Annotated in this window: 11 protein-coding genes; 6 read left to right on the top strand and 5 right to left on the bottom strand. The window is 70.6% G+C overall.

Annotated features, from left to right (window positions below; genetic code table 11):
• Positions 1 to 188 precede the first annotated feature (188 nt).
• Together DEJ48_RS26250 and DEJ48_RS26245 are read left to right on the top strand one after the other, a co-directional pair.
• On the top strand, positions 189 to 926 hold the full coding sequence (locus DEJ48_RS26250; protein WP_150221407.1) for an MBL fold metallo-hydrolase: 738 nt from the start codon (positions 189 to 191) through the stop codon (positions 924 to 926).
• A gap of 35 nt (positions 927 to 961) precedes the next feature.
• A complete protein-coding gene (locus DEJ48_RS26245; RefSeq protein WP_150218704.1) occupies positions 962 to 1,777 on the top strand; it encodes a DUF3097 domain-containing protein in 816 nt (271 codons plus the stop codon).
• Positions 1,778 to 1,802: 25 nt separating this feature from the next.
• Here the strand turns inward: DEJ48_RS26245 and hemW are convergent, their stop codons facing one another.
• Positions 1,803 to 3,035, bottom strand: coding sequence for a radical SAM family heme chaperone HemW (gene hemW / locus DEJ48_RS26240; RefSeq protein WP_150218703.1), 1,233 nt, complete (start codon positions 3,033 to 3,035; stop codon positions 1,803 to 1,805).
• 185 nt (positions 3,036 to 3,220) lie between these two features.
• Positions 3,221 to 5,137 (bottom strand): SpoIIE family protein phosphatase, encoded by a 1,917-nt coding sequence (locus DEJ48_RS26235; RefSeq protein ID WP_411757482.1) that lies wholly within the window; start codon positions 5,135 to 5,137, stop codon positions 3,221 to 3,223.
• Between the two features lie 219 nt (positions 5,138 to 5,356).
• On the opposite strand from DEJ48_RS26235, the gene DEJ48_RS26230 reads away from it, so the two are divergent.
• Positions 5,357 to 9,451, top strand: coding sequence for a HAMP domain-containing protein (locus tag DEJ48_RS26230; RefSeq protein WP_150221405.1), 4,095 nt, complete (start codon positions 5,357 to 5,359; stop codon positions 9,449 to 9,451).
• A gap of 12 nt (positions 9,452 to 9,463) precedes the next feature.
• Positions 9,464 to 10,048, top strand: coding sequence for a two-component system response regulator (locus tag DEJ48_RS26225; protein WP_150221404.1), 585 nt, complete (start codon positions 9,464 to 9,466; stop codon positions 10,046 to 10,048).
• Positions 10,049 to 10,119: 71 nt separating this feature from the next.
• Here DEJ48_RS26225 and DEJ48_RS26220 read toward each other — a convergent pair whose 3' ends face one another.
• Both DEJ48_RS26220 and lepA read right to left on the bottom strand, forming a co-directional pair.
• On the bottom strand, positions 10,120 to 12,009 hold the full coding sequence (locus DEJ48_RS26220; RefSeq protein WP_150218702.1) for an AMP-dependent synthetase/ligase: 1,890 nt from the start codon (positions 12,007 to 12,009) through the stop codon (positions 10,120 to 10,122).
• Positions 12,010 to 12,269: 260 nt separating this feature from the next.
• The gene (gene lepA, locus DEJ48_RS26215; protein ID WP_150218701.1) at positions 12,270 to 14,141 is read right to left on the bottom strand and encodes a translation elongation factor 4; all 1,872 of its coding nucleotides are present in this window, start codon (positions 14,139 to 14,141) and stop codon (positions 12,270 to 12,272) included.
• A 217-nt stretch (positions 14,142 to 14,358) separates the two neighbouring features.
• Here lepA and rpsT point away from each other — a divergent pair, with 217 nt between their 5' ends.
• Positions 14,359 to 14,619 (top strand): 30S ribosomal protein S20, encoded by a 261-nt coding sequence (rpsT, locus tag DEJ48_RS26210; protein ID WP_098242480.1) that lies wholly within the window; start codon positions 14,359 to 14,361, stop codon positions 14,617 to 14,619.
• 365 nt (positions 14,620 to 14,984) lie between these two features.
• Here the strand turns inward: rpsT and holA are convergent, their stop codons facing one another.
• Positions 14,985 to 15,971 (bottom strand): DNA polymerase III subunit delta, encoded by a 987-nt coding sequence (holA, locus tag DEJ48_RS26205; RefSeq protein WP_150218700.1) that lies wholly within the window; start codon positions 15,969 to 15,971, stop codon positions 14,985 to 14,987.
• Positions 15,972 to 16,053: 82 nt separating this feature from the next.
• Here holA and DEJ48_RS26200 point away from each other — a divergent pair, with 82 nt between their 5' ends.
• Positions 16,054 to 16,299 (top strand): hypothetical protein, encoded by a 246-nt coding sequence (locus DEJ48_RS26200; protein ID WP_150218699.1) that lies wholly within the window; start codon positions 16,054 to 16,056, stop codon positions 16,297 to 16,299.
• Positions 16,300 to 16,330: the final 31 nt, after the last annotated feature.

The following is a 16,330-nucleotide window of genomic DNA, read 5'->3' as shown; positions in this document are numbered from 1 at the left end:
CTCCAGCTGTCTCCGTCGTTCACGACGTCGTTCACGACGGGCCCCGGCATCCCCCGAGCCCCCTCGCCTGGCACTCCCCGCGGGCGAGTGCCAGCACTTCAAAAGGTCAGTGTACGGCCGTCGGGTACGGGCCCGGCAAGACAGCGGCTGCCGAACACCGCCCGTACGGATAGCGTCACCGTATGAACGTGACGCCGGCATGGGAAGCGGCGGGCTGGGAGCGGCTCGCACCGCGTGTGGGACGGTGCCGTCTGCCCGTCTGGGACTGCACGGCGGGGCTCGTCGTCGGCGACGACGCGGCCCTCATGATCGAGGGCGGGTCGAGCCTCGCGGAGGGCGCGGCGCTGCGCACGCAGGCCCGGCGGATCCTGGGCGGCGACCGCAGAGTGACCCATCTCGCGCTCACGCACCCGCACTTCGACCACGTCCTCGGGGCGGCGGCGTTCGCGGGCGTGGAGGTGTACGGGGCGGTGGGCATCGACACGGTCTTCACCAGGGGCCGCGACGAGCTGCGCGAGGACGCGGTGCGGCACGGCCTCGACCCGGACGCGGCGGCGGAGGCGGCCGACCTCCTGGTCCACCCGCGCCATCTGGTCTGCGGGGAGTGGACGCTCGATCTGGGCGGCGGCGTCCAGGTGCTGCTCGCCAACATCGGGCCCGGCCACTCCGGCCACGACCTCGCGGTCCTCGTCCCCGGTACCGAGGGCGGCCGGGAGGTCGTCTTCTGCGGCGACCTGGTGGAGGAGTCGGGCGAGCCGCAGGCGGGCCCGGACGCGGCGCCGAGCCACTGGCCCGCGGCGCTCGACCGCCTCCTCGACCTGGGCGGCGAGGACGCACTCTACGTACCGGGGCACGGCGCGACGGTGGATGCGGCTTTTGTCCGTGCCCAACGCGCCACACTGGCCACCCGCTTCGGCGTGTCGTGACGTGTGACGCCTCCGCTCTTCCTATCGTCACGAGAATGCGCCAGTACTCCGCCGACCTCACGCCCCCTTGGAAGAAGCCGAAGCCCGTACCGGAGGTGGCGGCGGACGCCGGCCTCGTGGTCGAGGAGCTGAGCACCGGTTTCTGCGGGGCGGTGATCCGCTGCGAGAAAACGGCGCAAGGGCCGACGGTGACGCTGGAGGACCGCTTCGGCAAGCACCGCGTCTTCCCTATGGAGCCGCGCGGCTTCCTCCTGGAGGGCCGCCCGGTCACCCTGGTCCGCCCCTCCCAGGGGGCTCCCGTACGTCCCTCGCGTACCGCGTCCGGCTCGGTGGCCGTGCCCGGGGCGCGGGCCAGGGTCGCCCGCGCGGGACGCATCTACGTGGAGGGCCGCCACGACGCAGAACTGGTCGAGCGCGTCTGGGGCGACGACCTCCGCATCGAGGGCGTCGTCGTCGAGTACCTGGAGGGCATCGACGACCTCCCCGCGATCGTCGCCGAGTTCGACCCGGGCCCCGACGCCCGCCTCGGCGTCCTGGTCGACCACCTGGTCCCGGGTTCCAAGGAGTCCCGCATCGCGACGCAGGTCACCAGCGCCCATGCGCTGGTCGTCGGCCACCCCTACATCGACATCTGGGAGGCGGTGAAACCGGCCTCGGTCGGCATCCCCGCCTGGCCCCACGTCCCCCGCGGCCAGGACTGGAAGACGGGCATCTGCCGCGCCCTCGGCTGGCCGCCCAACACGGGCGCGGCCTGGCAGCGCATCCTGGACTCGGTGCACTCCTACAAGGACCTGGAGCCACCGCTCCTCGGCCGCGTGGAAGAGCTCATCGACTTCGTCACGCTCCCGTAGGCCGCCCCGCACCGGGGGCGGGCCGTCAGTCCACCAGGTCCCGCACCACCGCGTCGGCGAGCAGCCGCCCCCGAAGCGTCAGGACGGCGCGCCCCTCTCCGTACGGGCCGGACTCCAGCAGTCCCTCGTCCCTCGCCCGCACCGAGGCCGCGAGCCCTGCCTCCCGCAGCAGCGACAGCGGGCAGCCCTCCCGCAGCCGCAGCTCCAGCAGGATCCGCTCCACGCGGCGGTCCTCGTCGGACAGCACCTCGCGGCCCGCTCCGGGCGAGCCGCCGCCCGCGAGCGCCCCCGCGTACGCGCCGGGGTGCTTGACGTTCCACCACCGCACGCCGCCGACGTGGCTGTGCGCGCCGGGTCCTGCGCCCCACCAGTCGGCGCCGCGCCAGTACAGCTCGTTGTGCAGACAGCGGCCGCTCTCGGAGGTGGCCCAGTTGGACACCTCGTACCACGAGAAGCCCGCGTTCCCCAGCACCTCGTCGGCGATCAGGTACCGGTCGGCGTGCACGTCGTCGTCGGTCATCGGCACCTCGCCGCGCCGGATGCGCCGCGCCAGCTGCGTGCCCTCCTCCACGATGAGCGCGTAGGCGCTGACGTGGTCGGGCCCGGCGCCGATCGCCGAGTCGAGCGTGGCGCGCCAGTCGTCGTCCGTCTCGCCGGGCGTGCCGTAGATCAGGTCGAGGTTGACGTGCTCGAAGCCCGCCGCCCGCGCCTCGGCGACGCACGCCTCGGGGCGCCCGGGCGTGTGCGTGCGGTCGAGGACCTTCAGGACGTGCTGCTTCGCGCTCTGCATGCCGAAGGAGACACGGTTGAAGCCGCTCTCCCGCAGCTCGCTCAGGTACGCCTCGTCGACCGACTCCGGATTCGCCTCGGTCGTGATCTCCGCGTCGTCGGCGAGCCCGAACTCGTCCCGCACGGCGGCGAGCATCGCCACGAGGTCGCGGGCGGCGAGCAGCGTCGGCGTGCCGCCCCCGACGAACACGGTCCGCACCGGCCGCGGGTCGTCGCCCAGGACCTTCCGGGCGAGCCGCACCTCGTCGGCGAGGGTCTGCGCGTAGTTGTCGCGGGAGGCGAGGACGCCGCCGGAGCCGCGCAGCTCGGTCGCGGTGTACGTGTTGAAGTCGCAGTAGCCGCAGCGCGTGGCGCAGTACGGGACGTGCAGGTAGAAGCCGAGGGGGCGGGAGGCCGCGCCGTCGAGTGCGGACGCGGGCAGCGCGCCGTCCTCGGGCATGGGCTCACCATCGGGCAGTGCGGAGGGCATGTCGTCGATTGTCCCCCACCCGCCACCGCACCCCGCTCACCCGGCCCACCGCACCCCGCTCACCCGGCCCACCGCACCCCGCTCGCCCGGCCCACCGCGAGACGCGCCCCCGCCCGCGCCCCTCCCACCGCAGAACACAACCGCTCGGCCCGCCCCGCCCCGGGCCGCGCTCGTCCGGCCCCGCCTCACCGCGCCCGCAGCACCAGCAGCGCCAGGTCGTCGTCCGGCGGCCGCTCCGAGAACTCGTGGACCAGCCGCCTGATCCGTTCCGCCACCAGCCCCGCGTCGAGCCCCGCGCAGCTCGCGAGCGCCGCCGCGAGGCCGTCGCCGTCGTCGAACTGGCGGCGGCCCGTCCGGCGCTCGGTCACGCCGTCCGTGACGCACAGGAGCGTCTCGCCGGACCGCAGGTCGAAGCTCTCGCTCGTGTACGTCTCGTCGTCGATGACCCCGAGCAGTATCTGCGGAGTGGCCGCCTCCCGGACCTTCCCGGCGGCGGACATGACGAGCGGCAGCGGATGTCCCGCGCACGCGAGGGTGACGCGCACTCCCCCTTCGTAGGGGACGATCTCCCCGTACAGGAGCGAGAGGAAGCGCGAGGTGGGGCTGTCGGGCGGCACGCCCTGCCCGCCCGCCACCGCGACGACCGCGGCCGCCGCGTCCGCCGCCTCGGTCGCGTCGTCGAGGAGCAGCTGGTTGAGGCGGTCCATGACCTCCGCGACCTGGTACCCCTCGCGGGCGAGCAGCCGCAGCCAGGGGCGGGCGAGGCCGATGACGACGGCCGCCTCGGGCCCTTTGCCCTGGACGTCGCCGAGGGCGAAGCACCAGCGTCCTTCGCCCGCCTGGAACACGTCGTAGAAGTCGCCGCCGGGGCCGCCCTTGTCCCGCGGTTCGTAGACGAGGCCGCTCTCGACGCCGGGGATCTCCGCGACCTTGCTGGGCAGCAGCCCGCGCTGGAGGACCTGGCTGATGTTGGCCTGGCGCTGGTACCGACGGGCGGTGCTGATGGCCAGGGCGACCCGGCGGCTGAAGTCCTCGACGAGTCCGGTGACTTCGTCGGGGAAGCGGACCAGGCCCGACCGGCCGATGACGAGCGTGCCGAGGACGCGCCCGCCGGCCGTCAGCCGGTACGCCAGCGCCGCGCCGGGCGGCCCGCCCGTCGGCGCCTCGCCCGGCCAGGGCAGCGGGAAGGCGCCGGAGCCCGCCGTGTCCGGGATGCGGGGCGGCTCCTTCTCCAGGACGCGGCGCAGCTCCTCTATCCGGTGCTCGCTGGTGTGCCACACCCGGGCGAGCCGCGCGCCCTGCACGCCCACGGAGTCGCGGGCGGCTCCCTGGGACGGGTCGTCGAGCCAGACGGCGCACCAGTCCGCGAGGCGCGGCACGAGCAGCTGTCCGGCGAGTGCGGCCACCAGGTCCTCGTCGAACTGCCCGGCCAGCAGGTCGGACGCCTCGGCGAGGAAGGAGAGGGCGCCCCTGTTGACCCACTCGGTGTCCTGCGCGGCGCGCTTGGGCAGCGGCGCGAGGATCTCGGCGGCGCGCAGTCCGCGCTGCAGCGCCTGTTCGCTCGCGTAGGACTCGATCTCGTGGACGGCCTGCACGCCCTCGACGGGCAGCCGGGCCCAGACCGATTTCGTGCCGGTGCGGTAGGTGATGCCCCAGGACTCGGAGAGGGTCGCGACGAGGTGGAGACCACGGCCGTACTCGGGGGTGCCGGGGGACGGCGGGCGCTGCTCACTGCGGACGGCGCGGGAGGGGTGGTGGTCGGCGACCTCGATGAGGAGGGTCTCGGCGCTCTCGCCGGGCAGCGCGTCGTCGAGGCGGCACATCAGCTCGACGGCCGTGCCCGCGTGCACGACGGCGTTGGTCACCAGCTCGCTGACCAGCAGCACCGCGTCGTCGGCCAGCCGGTCGGTGATGCCGGTGGCCGCGGGCACGCCGAGCTCGGTCCAGTCGGCGAGCGCCGCGCGCACGAATCTGCGCGCGGCGGCGGGTGCCAGCGGGTTTCCGGGCAGTGACGTGCGCACCACCGCCGGTGGCCCGGGGCGGCCCGGGTCCGTGGCGGAGGCAGGAATATCGGCCTCCCGTTGCATCGGAATGGACCCCACGGTGCGGCTCCTGAGCAGTTCGGGCGAATACGCCTCAGGCGACACCGACAGAGTGACAGACTGGCCACGCTCATAAGCACCGAGTTACCGAAGTGGGCCGTTATGAGTGAGAACAGTGCTATGCCTGTGCTTGGAAAAGACCGGATTCCGGTCCCGACGCAGACTGCCGAGTCCGGAACAGATCCGGCCAACTGCCAGCTGCGCCCGCTGCTCGCCGCCATGCGCGCGGCGCGGGACGGCGACTTCACCAAGGTGGCGCCGGTCGGTGACGGCCTGACCGCCGAGCTGTACTCGGTGTTCAACGAGATGCTGGACCGTTCGCTGCACTTCGACGGCGAGCTGATCCGCGTGCGGCGCGAGATCATACGGCACGGCCGGCTGGACGAGCGGTTCGCCGCGAGCCCCGGTCAGGGCCGGTGGGCCGCCCGTGTCTCGGAGGTCAACACCCTGCTGGACGCGCTGGTCGCGCCGGCGGCGAACGCGACCCGCGTGCTGAACGCGGTGGCGGGCGGCGACCTCACGCAACGGGTCGACCTGCACGACGGCACCCGTGAACTGCGCGGTGATTTACGGCGCCTGGGGCGCGCCGTCAACACGATGGTCGACCAGCTGTCCCTCTTCACGGGAGAGGTCACGCGGGTCGCCCGCGAGGTCGGCACGGAGGGGCGTCTCGGCGGGCGCGCCAAGGTGCGGGGTCTCTCGGGCAGTTGGCGAGACGTGACGGAGGCCGTCAACACGATGGCGTCCCGGCTCACCGCGCAGGTGCGGGACATCGCGCTCGTGACGACGGCGGTGGCGCAGGGCGACCTGACCCGCACGGTGACCGTCGAGGCGACGGGCGAGCTCCTCGAACTGAAGCTCACCGTGAACACGATGGTGGAGCAGCTCTCCGCGTTCGCCGCGGAGGTGACCCGCGTGGCGCGCGAGGTCGGCACCGAGGGGCAGTTGGGCGGGCGCGCCCAGGCGCGCGGGGTGTCCGGCGTGTGGAAGGACCTCACCGACAACGTCAACTTCATGGCGTCGAACCTCACCTCCCAGGTCCGCAACATCGCCCAGGTCACCACCGCCGTCGCCAACGGCGACCTGAGCCAGAAGATCACCGTCGACGCCCGGGGCGAGATCCTGGAGCTGAAGTCGACGGTGAACACGATGGTCGACCAGCTGTCCGCCTTCGCCGACGAGGTCACCCGCGTCGCCCGCGAGGTCGGCACCGAGGGCAACCTCGGCGGGCGCGCCCAGGTGCGGGGCGTGTCGGGCGTGTGGAAGGACCTCACCGACAACGTCAACTTCATGGCCGACAACCTCACCTCCCAGGTGCGCAACATCGCGCTCGTCTCGACGGCCGTGGCCCAGGGCGACCTCGGGAAGAAGATCACGGTCGAGGCGAAGGGCGAGATCCTGGAGCTGAAGTCGACGATCAACACGATGGTCGACCAGCTGTCCGCCTTCGCCGACGAGGTCACCCGCGTCGCCCGCGAGGTCGGCACCGAGGGCAACCTCGGCGGTCAGGCGCAGGTCCGTGGCGTGTCCGGCGTGTGGAAGGACCTCACCGACAACGTCAACTTCATGGCGTCGAACCTCACCTCCCAGGTCCGCAACATCGCCCAGGTCACCACCGCCGTCGCCAACGGCGACCTGTCCAAGATGATCACGGTCACGGCGCGCGGCGAGATCCTGGAGCTCAAGGACACCGTCAACACGATGGTGGAGCAGCTGCGCGCCTTCGCCGACGAGGTCACCCGCGTCGCCCGCGAGGTCGGCACGGACGGCAGGCTCGGCGGCCGCGCGCAGGTGCTCGGCGTGTCCGGCGTGTGGAAGGACCTCACCGACAACGTCAACTACATGGCGGACAACCTGACGGGCCAGGTCCGCAACATCGCCCAGGTCGCCACCGCGGTGGCCCAGGGCGACCTCTCCAAGAAGATCGACGTCGACGCGCGCGGCGAGATCCTGGAGCTGAAGACCACCATCAACACCATGGTGGACACGCTGTCCTCGTTCTCCTCCGAGGTCACCCGCGTGGCCCGCGAGGTAGGCTCCGAGGGCCAGCTGGGCGGCCAGGCCCGCGTCGAGGGCGTGTACGGCACGTGGAAGCGTCTGACGACGAACGTGAACGAGCTGGCGCTGAACCTCACCACGCAGGTCCGCGCCATCGCCGAGGTCGCCTCCGCCGTGGCGCAGGGCGACATGACCCGCTCCATCACGGTGGAGACCCGGGGCGAGGTGTCCGAGCTCAAGGACAACATCAACCTCATGGTCTCCAACCTCCGCGAGACCACCCGCGCCAAGGACTGGCTGGAGTCCAACCTCGCCCGCCTGGCCGGTCTGATGCAGGGCCACCGCGACCTGATGGAGGTCGCCGATCTGATCCTGCGCGAGCTGACGCCGCTGGTGAACGCGCAGTACGGCGCCTTCTTCCTGGCCGACCCGGACACGGCCGAGGCGCCCGCGCCCAGCCAGGTGACGGCCAAGGGCCTCGCCTTCATCGCCGGGTACGGAGCGGCGCAGGGCTCGGTCGTCGACACGGGCGGCATGCCCGCGCAGGGCCTGGTGCGGCAGGCGGCACTGGAGAAGAAGCGCATCCTCGTCGAGGAGGTCCCGCCGGACTACATCAAGATCCACTCGGGTCTCGGCGACGCGGCACCGGCCACGGTCGTCATCATCCCGATCCTCTTCGAGGACAAGCTGCTCGGCGTCATCGAGCTGGCGACGTTCTCCCGCTTCTCCGACGTCCACCTGGCGTTCTTCGACCAGTTCGTGAACACCATCGGCGTCGCGATCAACACCATCATCGCCAACTCCCGCACGGAGTCGCTGCTCGGCGAGTCGCAGCGCCTGGCCATCCAGCTCCAGGAGCGCTCGGACGAACTCCAGCGCCAGCAGGCCGAGCTGCGCCGGTCCAACGCGGAGCTGGAGGAGAAGGCCGCGCTGCTGGCCACCAGCTCCCAGTACAAGTCCGAGTTCCTGGCGAACATGTCGCACGAGCTGCGCACGCCGCTCAACTCCCTGCTGATCCTCGCCAGGCTGCTCTCCGACAACCCCGACGACCACCTCTCCGACCAAGAGGTGCAGTTCGCGACGACCATCCACCGCTCCGGCTCCGACCTGCTCCAGCTCATCAACGACATCCTGGACCTGTCGAAGATCGAGGCGGGCCGCATGGACGTACGCCCCAAGAAGCTCCCCCTGATCAAGGTGCTCGACTACGTCCACGCGACGTTCCGCCCGCTCACCCTGGACCGCGGCCTCGCCTTCGACGTGTCGGTGGGCGAGGACGTGCCGCGTGAGATGTTCTCGGACGAGCAGCGCCTCCAGCAGATCCTGCGCAACCTGCTGTCGAACGCGGTCAAGTTCACCTCGGCCGGCAGCGTCGAGCTGCGCGTCAGCCGCGTCAAGGCGTCCTCGGGCGACCGGCTGCTCCACGACAACGAGGACCTGCTGTGCTTCGCCGTCAGCGACACCGGCATCGGCATCCCCGCCGAGCAACTCCCGGTCATCTTCGAGGCGTTCCAGCAGGCCGACGGCACCACCAACCGCAAGTACGGCGGTACCGGCCTCGGCCTCTCCATCAGCCGCGAGATCGCGGGCCTGCTCGGCGGCCGCATCACCGCGGAGAGCCGCCCCGGCCACGGATCCACCTTCGCGCTCTTCGTCCCCGTGGTGCACCCGGGCCACGGCGCGGCCGCCGTCGCCTACGCGGCGGCACACACCCAGCACCTCCCGGAACCGATCGAACAGGCCGCCCTGCGGCCGCACACCGCACTCGAACCCGACGACAGCTGGCCCACGCCCACCAAACTGGAGGAGTGGAAGGAAGGGCACGCGGGCCGCATATTGCCGGGCCGCAGGGTGCTCATCGTCGACGACGACATCCGCAACGTCTTCGCCCTCACCCATGTCCTCAGCCGCGTCGGCATGCCCGTCCTGTACGCGGAGAACGGCCGCGAGGGCATCGAGACCCTGGAACGCAACCCCGATGTCGACATCGTGCTGATGGACATCATGATGCCGGAGATGGACGGCTACGAGACCATGGCCGCGATCCGTCGCAGCCTCCGCTGGCGGGGCCTGCCCATCGTCGCCCTCACCGCGAAGGCAATGCCCGGGGACCGCGAGAAGGCCATCTCCCAGGGCGCCACCGACTACGTCCCCAAACCCGTGGACGTGGACCAACTGCTCGGCGTCGTCTGTGCCCTCTTGGACCCAGCCGGCTCGTCGACCGACGAGCAACCAACGAACCCAGATCCAGAGACTGCCGTTCAGGAGCTGGACAGTGCTCAAGCAGAGGGCCCTGTTCCGCCGATGACGGAGTGAGGCACCGTGACCATGAGTGCAGAGGCCGCCACCGACAACCGCGCGAGCATCCTCCTAGTCGACGACATGGAGGACAACCTGATGGCACTGGAAGCCGTCCTCGGGTCACTGAACGAGCCCCTGGTGCGGGCTCGTTCCGGTGAGGAGGCGATGAAGGCGATCTTGCGCCAACGATTCGCCGTGATCCTCCTGGACGTCCGCATGCCCGGCATGGACGGCTTCGAGACGGCGTCGAACATCAAACGGCTCGACCAGACCAAGGACGTGCCCATCATCTTCCTGACGGGCACCGACAACGACGCCGGCTACGCGTTCCGTGGCTATGCGACGGGCGCGGCCGACTACCTCACCAAGCCCTTCGACCCCTGGGTGCTGCGCGCCAAGGTCACCGTCTTCCTCGAACTGCACCGCAAGAACAGGCAGCTGGAACGGATACTGGCCCGCGAGCAGCGCCAGTTCGACGAACTGGCCGCCCGTCTCTCGGCGATCGAGACCCACATGGCCGCGAGCAGCCTCAAGGACGTCCTCGAACTGCGCCGCCACGTGACGGACATGGAGGAACTCGTGCAAGAGATGCGCCGCGCCCGGGGCGTCTAGAACCTGCTCGGTTCCAGGACGACACCCCGGCCGCGTACGGCTGGCCCCGGACCCCGGGGCCAGCCCTGTGTTCAGGCCTCGCGCGACCCCGCGTACATCTCCTCGATCAGGTGCTTGTACTCCCGCTCCACCACCGGGCGCTTCAGCTTCAGACTGGGCGTCAGCTCGCCGTGCTCGACATCCAGGTCGCGCGGCAGGAGCCGGAACTTCTTGATGGTCTGCCAGCGCTGCAGGCCTTCGTTGAGCTCGCGCACATAGCCGTCGATGAGCTCGACCGTCGCGGGAGCGGCGCACACCTCCGCGTAGGACTTGCCCTCCTGCCCGTTCTCCTTGGCCCACTGCAGGATGCCGGGCTCGTCGAGGGAGATGAGGGCGGTGCAGAAGTTCCGGTCGGCGCCGTGCACGAGGATGTTGGAGACGTACGGACACACGGCCTTGAACTGACCCTCGACCTCGGCGGGCGCGATGTACTTGCCGCCGGAGGTTTTGATCAGGTCCTTCTTGCGGTCCGTGATCCGCAGGTAGCCGTCGACGGACAGCTCGCCGATGTCCCCGGTGTGGAACCACCCGTCGGACTCCAGGACCTCGGCCGTCTTCTCCGGCAGGCCGTGGTAGCCCTCCATGATGCCGGGGCCGCGCAGCAGGATCTCGCCGTCGTCGGCGATGCGCACCTCGGTGCCGGGCAGCGGCTTGCCGACCGTTCCGGTGCGGTAGGCCTCGCCGGGGTTCACGAAGGAGGCAGCGGAGGACTCCGTGAGGCCGTACCCCTCAAGGATGTGGATGCCCGCGCCCGCGAAGAAGTAGCCGATCTCGGGGGCGAGCGCGGCGGAGCCGGAGACGGCGGCGCGCAGCCGCCCGCCGAAGGCCTCGCGGAGCTTGGAGTAGACGAGGGCGTCGGCCGTCCTGTGCTTGGCGCGCAGCCCGAAGGGCACGGACGCGGTGCCGGTCCTGCGGAAGTTGTCCTGGCTGACCTTCGCGTACTCGCGGGAGACCTCGGCGGCCCACTGGAAGATCTTGTACTTGGCCGCGCCGCCGGCCCGTGCCTTGGCCGCGACGCCGTTGTAGACCTTCTCGAAGATACGAGGGACGGCCGCCATGTACGTCGGCTGCACGACCGGCAGGTTCTCGATGATCTTGTCGACGCGGCCGTCGACCGCGGTGACGTGTCCGAGCTCGATCTGCCCGGACGTCAGCACCTTGCCGAAGACGTGGGCGAGCGGCAGCCACAGGTACTGCACGTCGTCGGGGCCGAGCAGGCCCGTCGCCGCGATGGCCTTGGCCATGTACGACCAGTTGTCCTGCGGCAGGCGCACGCCCTTGGGGCGGCCCGTGGTGCCGGACGTGTAGATGATCGTGGCGAGCTGGTCCTTGGTGATCGCCGCGATCCGCTCCTTGACGAGCCCCGGATTCTTCTCCAGGTGCGCGGCGCCGCGGGCCTCCAGGTCGGCGAGGGTGAGCACCCAGCCCTCGGGGTCGCCCTCGGCGGGCGCCGCGCCCTCGGGGTCGAGCACCACGACGTGCCGCAGCTCGGGCAGGTCGGCGCGCTTCTCGCGGGCCTTGCCGAGCTGCGCGGCGTCCTCGGCGATCAGCACGCGGCTGCCGGAGTCGGCCAGGATGTACGCCGACTCCTCGGCGTTGGTCTGCGGATACACGGTGGTGGTGGCCGCGCCCGCGCACATGATGGCGAGGTCGCAGAGGATCCACTCGACGCGCGTGGACGAGGCGAGGGCGACGCGGTCCTCGGCCCGCAGGCCGAGGTCGGCGAGGCCGGCCGCCATGGCGTAGACACGCTCGGCGGCCTGCGCCCAGCTGAGGGACTTCCATTCGTCGGGGCCCTCGCCCGAAGCCGCCGGGACGGGGTAGCGGTAGGCCTCGGCGTCCGGGGTGGCCGCCACGCGCTCCAGGAAGAGATGCGCCACGGAAGGCGGACGGTTCTCGATCAAGGTCTGTGTGTCGCTCACGACATCCTCCGGGCCCACGACAGTGCGGCGAACTGGCTGGCGGCTGCTTCTTACATCCCTCAGGGCTACTTGTTTAACTTGCGAGTAACCTACGAGTGGTGATCAGAGTAGAGCGCCGACGCCCGGTGCGTAAGGGGCATCTGCCTGTCACTTCCTACAGACACCCAAACGGAATGGGCAGGCCCGCCGCAACGCGCCGCGGGCCCGATGCGTGTGCGCACCGGGCCCGCGAGGCGGCGGCGGACCCGCCGCCGGGGCACCTACTTCTTGGCCTTGCCGGGGCCGCTGTCGTCGCTGGAGAGCACGGCGATGAAGGCTTCCTGCGGCACCTCGACGGAGCCGACCATCTTCATGCGCTTCTTGCCCTCCTTCTGCTTCTCGAGCAGCTTGCGCTTACGGGAGATGTCACCGCCGTAGCACTTCGCGAGGACGTCCTTGCGGATGGCGCGGATGGTCTCGCGGGCAATGACCCGGGACCCGATCGCCGCCTGGACGGGCACCTCGAAGGCCTGCCGCGGGATGAGCTCGCGCAGCTTGGCGACGAGCCGCACGCCGTACGCGTACGCCTGGTCCTTGTGCGTGACCGCCGAGAACGCGTCGACCTTGTCGCCGTGGAGCAGGATGTCGACCTTGACGAGCTGGGCGGACTGCTCGCCGGTGGGCTCGTAGTCCAGCGAGGCGTAACCGCGCGTCTTGGACTTCAGCTGGTCGAAGAAGTCGAAGACGATCTCGGCGAGCGGCAGCGTGTAGCGGATCTCGACGCGGTCCTCGGAGAGGTAGTCCATGCCGAGCATGACGCCGCGCCGGTTCTGGCACAGCTCCATGATCGAACCGATGAACTCGCTGGGCGCGAGGATCGTGGCGCGCACGACCGGCTCGAAGACCTGGTCGATCTTGCCCTCGGGGAATTCACTCGGGTTGGTGACCGTGTGCTCGGTGCCGTCCTCCATGATCACGCGGTAGACCACGTTGGGGGCGGTGGCGATCAGGTCGAGCCCGAACTCGCGCTCCAGTCGCTCACGGATCACGTCGAGGTGCAGGAGCCCGAGGAAGCCGACGCGGAAACCGAAGCCGAGAGCGGCCGAGGTCTCCGGCTCGTAGACGAGCGCGGCGTCGTTGAGCTGCAGCTTGTCGAGGGCTTCGCGCAGGTCCGGGTACTCGGAGCCGTCCAGCGGGTACAGGCCAGAGAACACCATCGGCTTCGGGTCCTTGTAACCGCCGAGCGGCTCGGTGGCGCCCTTGCTCAGGGAGGTGATCGTGTCACCGACCTTGGACTGACGGACGTCCTTCACGCCGGTGATGATGTAGCCCACCTCGCCGACGCCGATGCCGTCGGCCGGCGTCATCTCGGGGGAGGAGACACCGATCTCCAGCAGCTCGTGCGTGGCGCCGGTGGACATCATCCGGATCCGCTCGCGCTTGTTGAGCTGGCCGTCGACCACACGCACATACGTCACGACGCCGCGGTAGGAGTCGTAGACCGAGTCGAAGATCATCGCGCGCGCCGGGGCGTCCGCGACGCCGACCGGGGGCGGGATCTCGGCGACGACCTTGTCGAGCAGCGCCTCGACGCCCATGCCGGTCTTCGCGGAGACCTTCAGGACGTCCTCGGGCTCGCAGCCGATGAGGTTGGCGAGCTCCTCGGAGAACTTCTCGGGCTGCGCGGCCGGCAGGTCGATCTTGTTCAGTACGGGGATGATCTTGAGGTCGTTCTCCATCGCCAGGTAGAGGTTGGCGAGAGTCTGCGCCTCGATGCCCTGGGCCGCGTCGACCAGGAGGATCGTGCCCTCACAGGCCGCGAGCGAACGCGAGACTTCATACGTGAAGTCCACGTGGCCCGGGGTGTCGATCATGTTGAGGATGTGCGTACTGCCCTCGGTCGGGCCCTCTGTCGGGGCCCAGGGCAGACGCACCGCCTGGGACTTGATCGTGATGCCGCGCTCGCGCTCGATGTCCATGCGGTCGAGGTACTGAGCACGCATCTGCCGCTGCTCCACCACACCGGTCAGCTGGAGCATGCGGTCGGCGAGCGTGGACTTGCCGTGGTCGATGTGCGCGATGATGCAGAAATTGCGGATCAGCGCCGGGTCGGTACGGCTCGGCTCGGGCACATTTTTAGGGGTCGCGGGCACGCAGGGTCCTGTCTCTTGAGGCGCCTGTCGCCTCGGGTCGGATCTATACGTAGGTTCCATCGTCCCATGGGTGGGGCACTGCGCTCGGTTTGGGCCGGTAGGAGGGCGGCTGGTACCGTGGACAGCTGTGTCTCGTAGCCCTCTCAAGCGTCGAGGCGCGTGTCATAACACTCATCTGCAGTTCCTCTGCAGTACCTGAACCTGAAAAGGCTCTTTCGTGGCGAACATCAAGTCCCAGATCAAGCGGATCAAGACCAACGAGAAGGCGCGTCAGCGCAACAAGGCGGTCAAGTCTTCGCTGAAGACCGCGATCCGCAAGGCCCGCGAGGCCGTTGCCGCCGGTGACACCCAGAAGGCCGCCGAGCTCACGCGTGAGGCCACGCGTCAGCTGGACAAGGCCGTCTCCAAGGGCGTCATCCACAAGAACCAGGCCGCCAACAAGAAGTCGGCGCTTGCTTCGAAGGCCGCGTCCCTCTAAGGCGTCTCTCAGGGCTGAGGCCCTTGGCCCCGGTTCGCCGGGGCGCTGATCAATCCTCCCGCGAGGGTAATTCGAGCCCTCTACCTCGAATCGCGGACAGACCATGCAGTACGCCACGCTGCAACAATGCCCCCGGACCCACTCCGGGGGCATTGCTGTGTCCGGGACAGGACCGCCGGCCCCCGGGGCCGGGGGCGGGGCGCTGGGGGTAGGGGCGCTGTGCCCGGGGCGGGGCGCTGGCGGTGGGGGCGCCGCGTCAGGGGCACGGGAAGCTGGCGATGGGGGTGCCGTGTCAGGGGCGCGGGGAACTGCGCGACAAGCCACGACGCACCCGCAGAGAACACACCCGCCCAGCCCCGCAGGGCCTAGCGGCGACCGGAGCGCGCCGCCCGGGCGATGGTCACCACGGCCTTCTCCAGCGCGTACTCGGGATCATCGCCGCCGCCCTTGACGCCCGCGTCGGCCGCCGCGATGGCGGTGAGCGCGGTTGCCACCCCGTCCGGGGTCCACCCCCGCATCTGCTGACGCACGCGATCGATCTTCCAGGGCGGCATGCCCAGCTCACGGGCGAGATCGGCGGGCCGCCCCCCACGCACGGAGGAGAGCTTGCCGATCGCCCGGACCCCCTGCGCGAGGGCACTCGTGATCATGACGGGGGCGACACCGGTCGCCAGGGACCACCGCAGCGCTTCGAGCGCCTCGGCGGCCCGCCCCTCGACGGCCCGGTCGGCCACCGTGAAGCTGGAGGCCTCGGCACGGCCGGTGTAATACCGCCCGACCACCGCCTCGTCTATCGTGCCCTCGACATCCGCCGCCAGCTGGGACACCGCGGAGGCGAGCTCGCGCAGGTCGCTGCCGATCGCGTCGACGAGCGCCTGGCAGGCCTCAGGGGTCGCCGAGCGGCCCGTGGTGCGGAACTCCGCACGCACGAACGACAGCCGGTCCGCGGGCTTGGTCATCTTGGGACAGGCGACCTCACGCGCGCCGACCTTGCGCGCGGCGTCGAGCAGCCCCTTGCCCTTGGCGCCGCCCGCGTGCAGCAGGACGAGGGTGATCTCCTCGACCGGCGACCCCAGATACGCCTTCACGTCCTTGATCGTGTCGGCCGACAGATCCTGCGCGTTCCGCACGACGACGACCTTGCGCTCGGCGAAGAGCGACGGGCTCGTCAGCTCGGCGAGCGTGCCGGGCTGCAGCTGGTCCGGCGTGAGGTCGCGCACGTCCGTGTCCGCGTCGGCGGCGCGGGCGGCGGCGACCACTTGCTGCACGGCACGGTCGAGGAGGAGGTCCTCCTGCCCCACGGCGAGCGTGAGAGGAGCGAGCGGATCGTCGTTTGCTGTCTTCCTGGCCATCGCGGTCAAGCATCCCACGCGCCACTGACAGCCCGTTCCCGTACGGCCCCCGGGCTCTTCTCTGGTATCGGAGAATGGCCGGATGACCGACGTACGACATGTCCTGGTGCTGCCCGACCGCGATGCCGCGGAGGTGGTCGCCGAAGAGCTCCCCGACCGTTTCGGCGTGGCCGAGGAGCCCCAGCTGGTCCGCGACGCCCTGGCGGGCGAGGACGACGCCGAGGACGCACAGTGGCTGGTCGTGGTCGAGGACCCCGACTCCCGCCTGGACCCGTCGGCCCTCGACGAGCTGGCCGCGGAGCACGAGGGCTGGCTGGAGTCCCCGTAGCGAACGGCTACGGGCGAGCGGCCCCCGCCAG

This window comes from Streptomyces venezuelae (assembly GCF_008642315.1).
Lineage (GTDB): Bacteria > Actinomycetota > Actinomycetes > Streptomycetales > Streptomycetaceae > Streptomyces > Streptomyces venezuelae_D.
Note: the sequence above shows the minus strand (reverse complement) of the source record. Positions and strands in the feature narration are given on the sequence as shown.

Excerpts from the sequence above, each read along its gene's own strand:
- DEJ48_RS26225 (WP_150221404.1), top strand. The coding sequence starts at position 9,464 with ATGAGTGCAGAGGCCGCCACCGACAACCGCGCGAGCATCCTCCTAGTC.
- DEJ48_RS26230 (WP_150221405.1), top strand. The coding sequence starts at position 5,357 with ATGCGCGCGGCGCGGGACGGCGACTTCACCAAGGTGGCGCCGGTCGGT.
- DEJ48_RS26245 (WP_150218704.1), top strand. The coding sequence starts at position 962 with ATGCGCCAGTACTCCGCCGACCTCACGCCCCCTTGGAAGAAGCCGAAG.
- holA (WP_150218700.1), bottom strand. The coding sequence starts at position 15,971 with ATGGCCAGGAAGACAGCAAACGACGATCCGCTCGCTCCTCTCACGCTC.
- hemW (WP_150218703.1), bottom strand. The coding sequence starts at position 3,035 with ATGCCCTCCGCACTGCCCGATGGTGAGCCCATGCCCGAGGACGGCGCG.
- DEJ48_RS26200 (WP_150218699.1), top strand. The coding sequence starts at position 16,054 with ATGACCGACGTACGACATGTCCTGGTGCTGCCCGACCGCGATGCCGCG.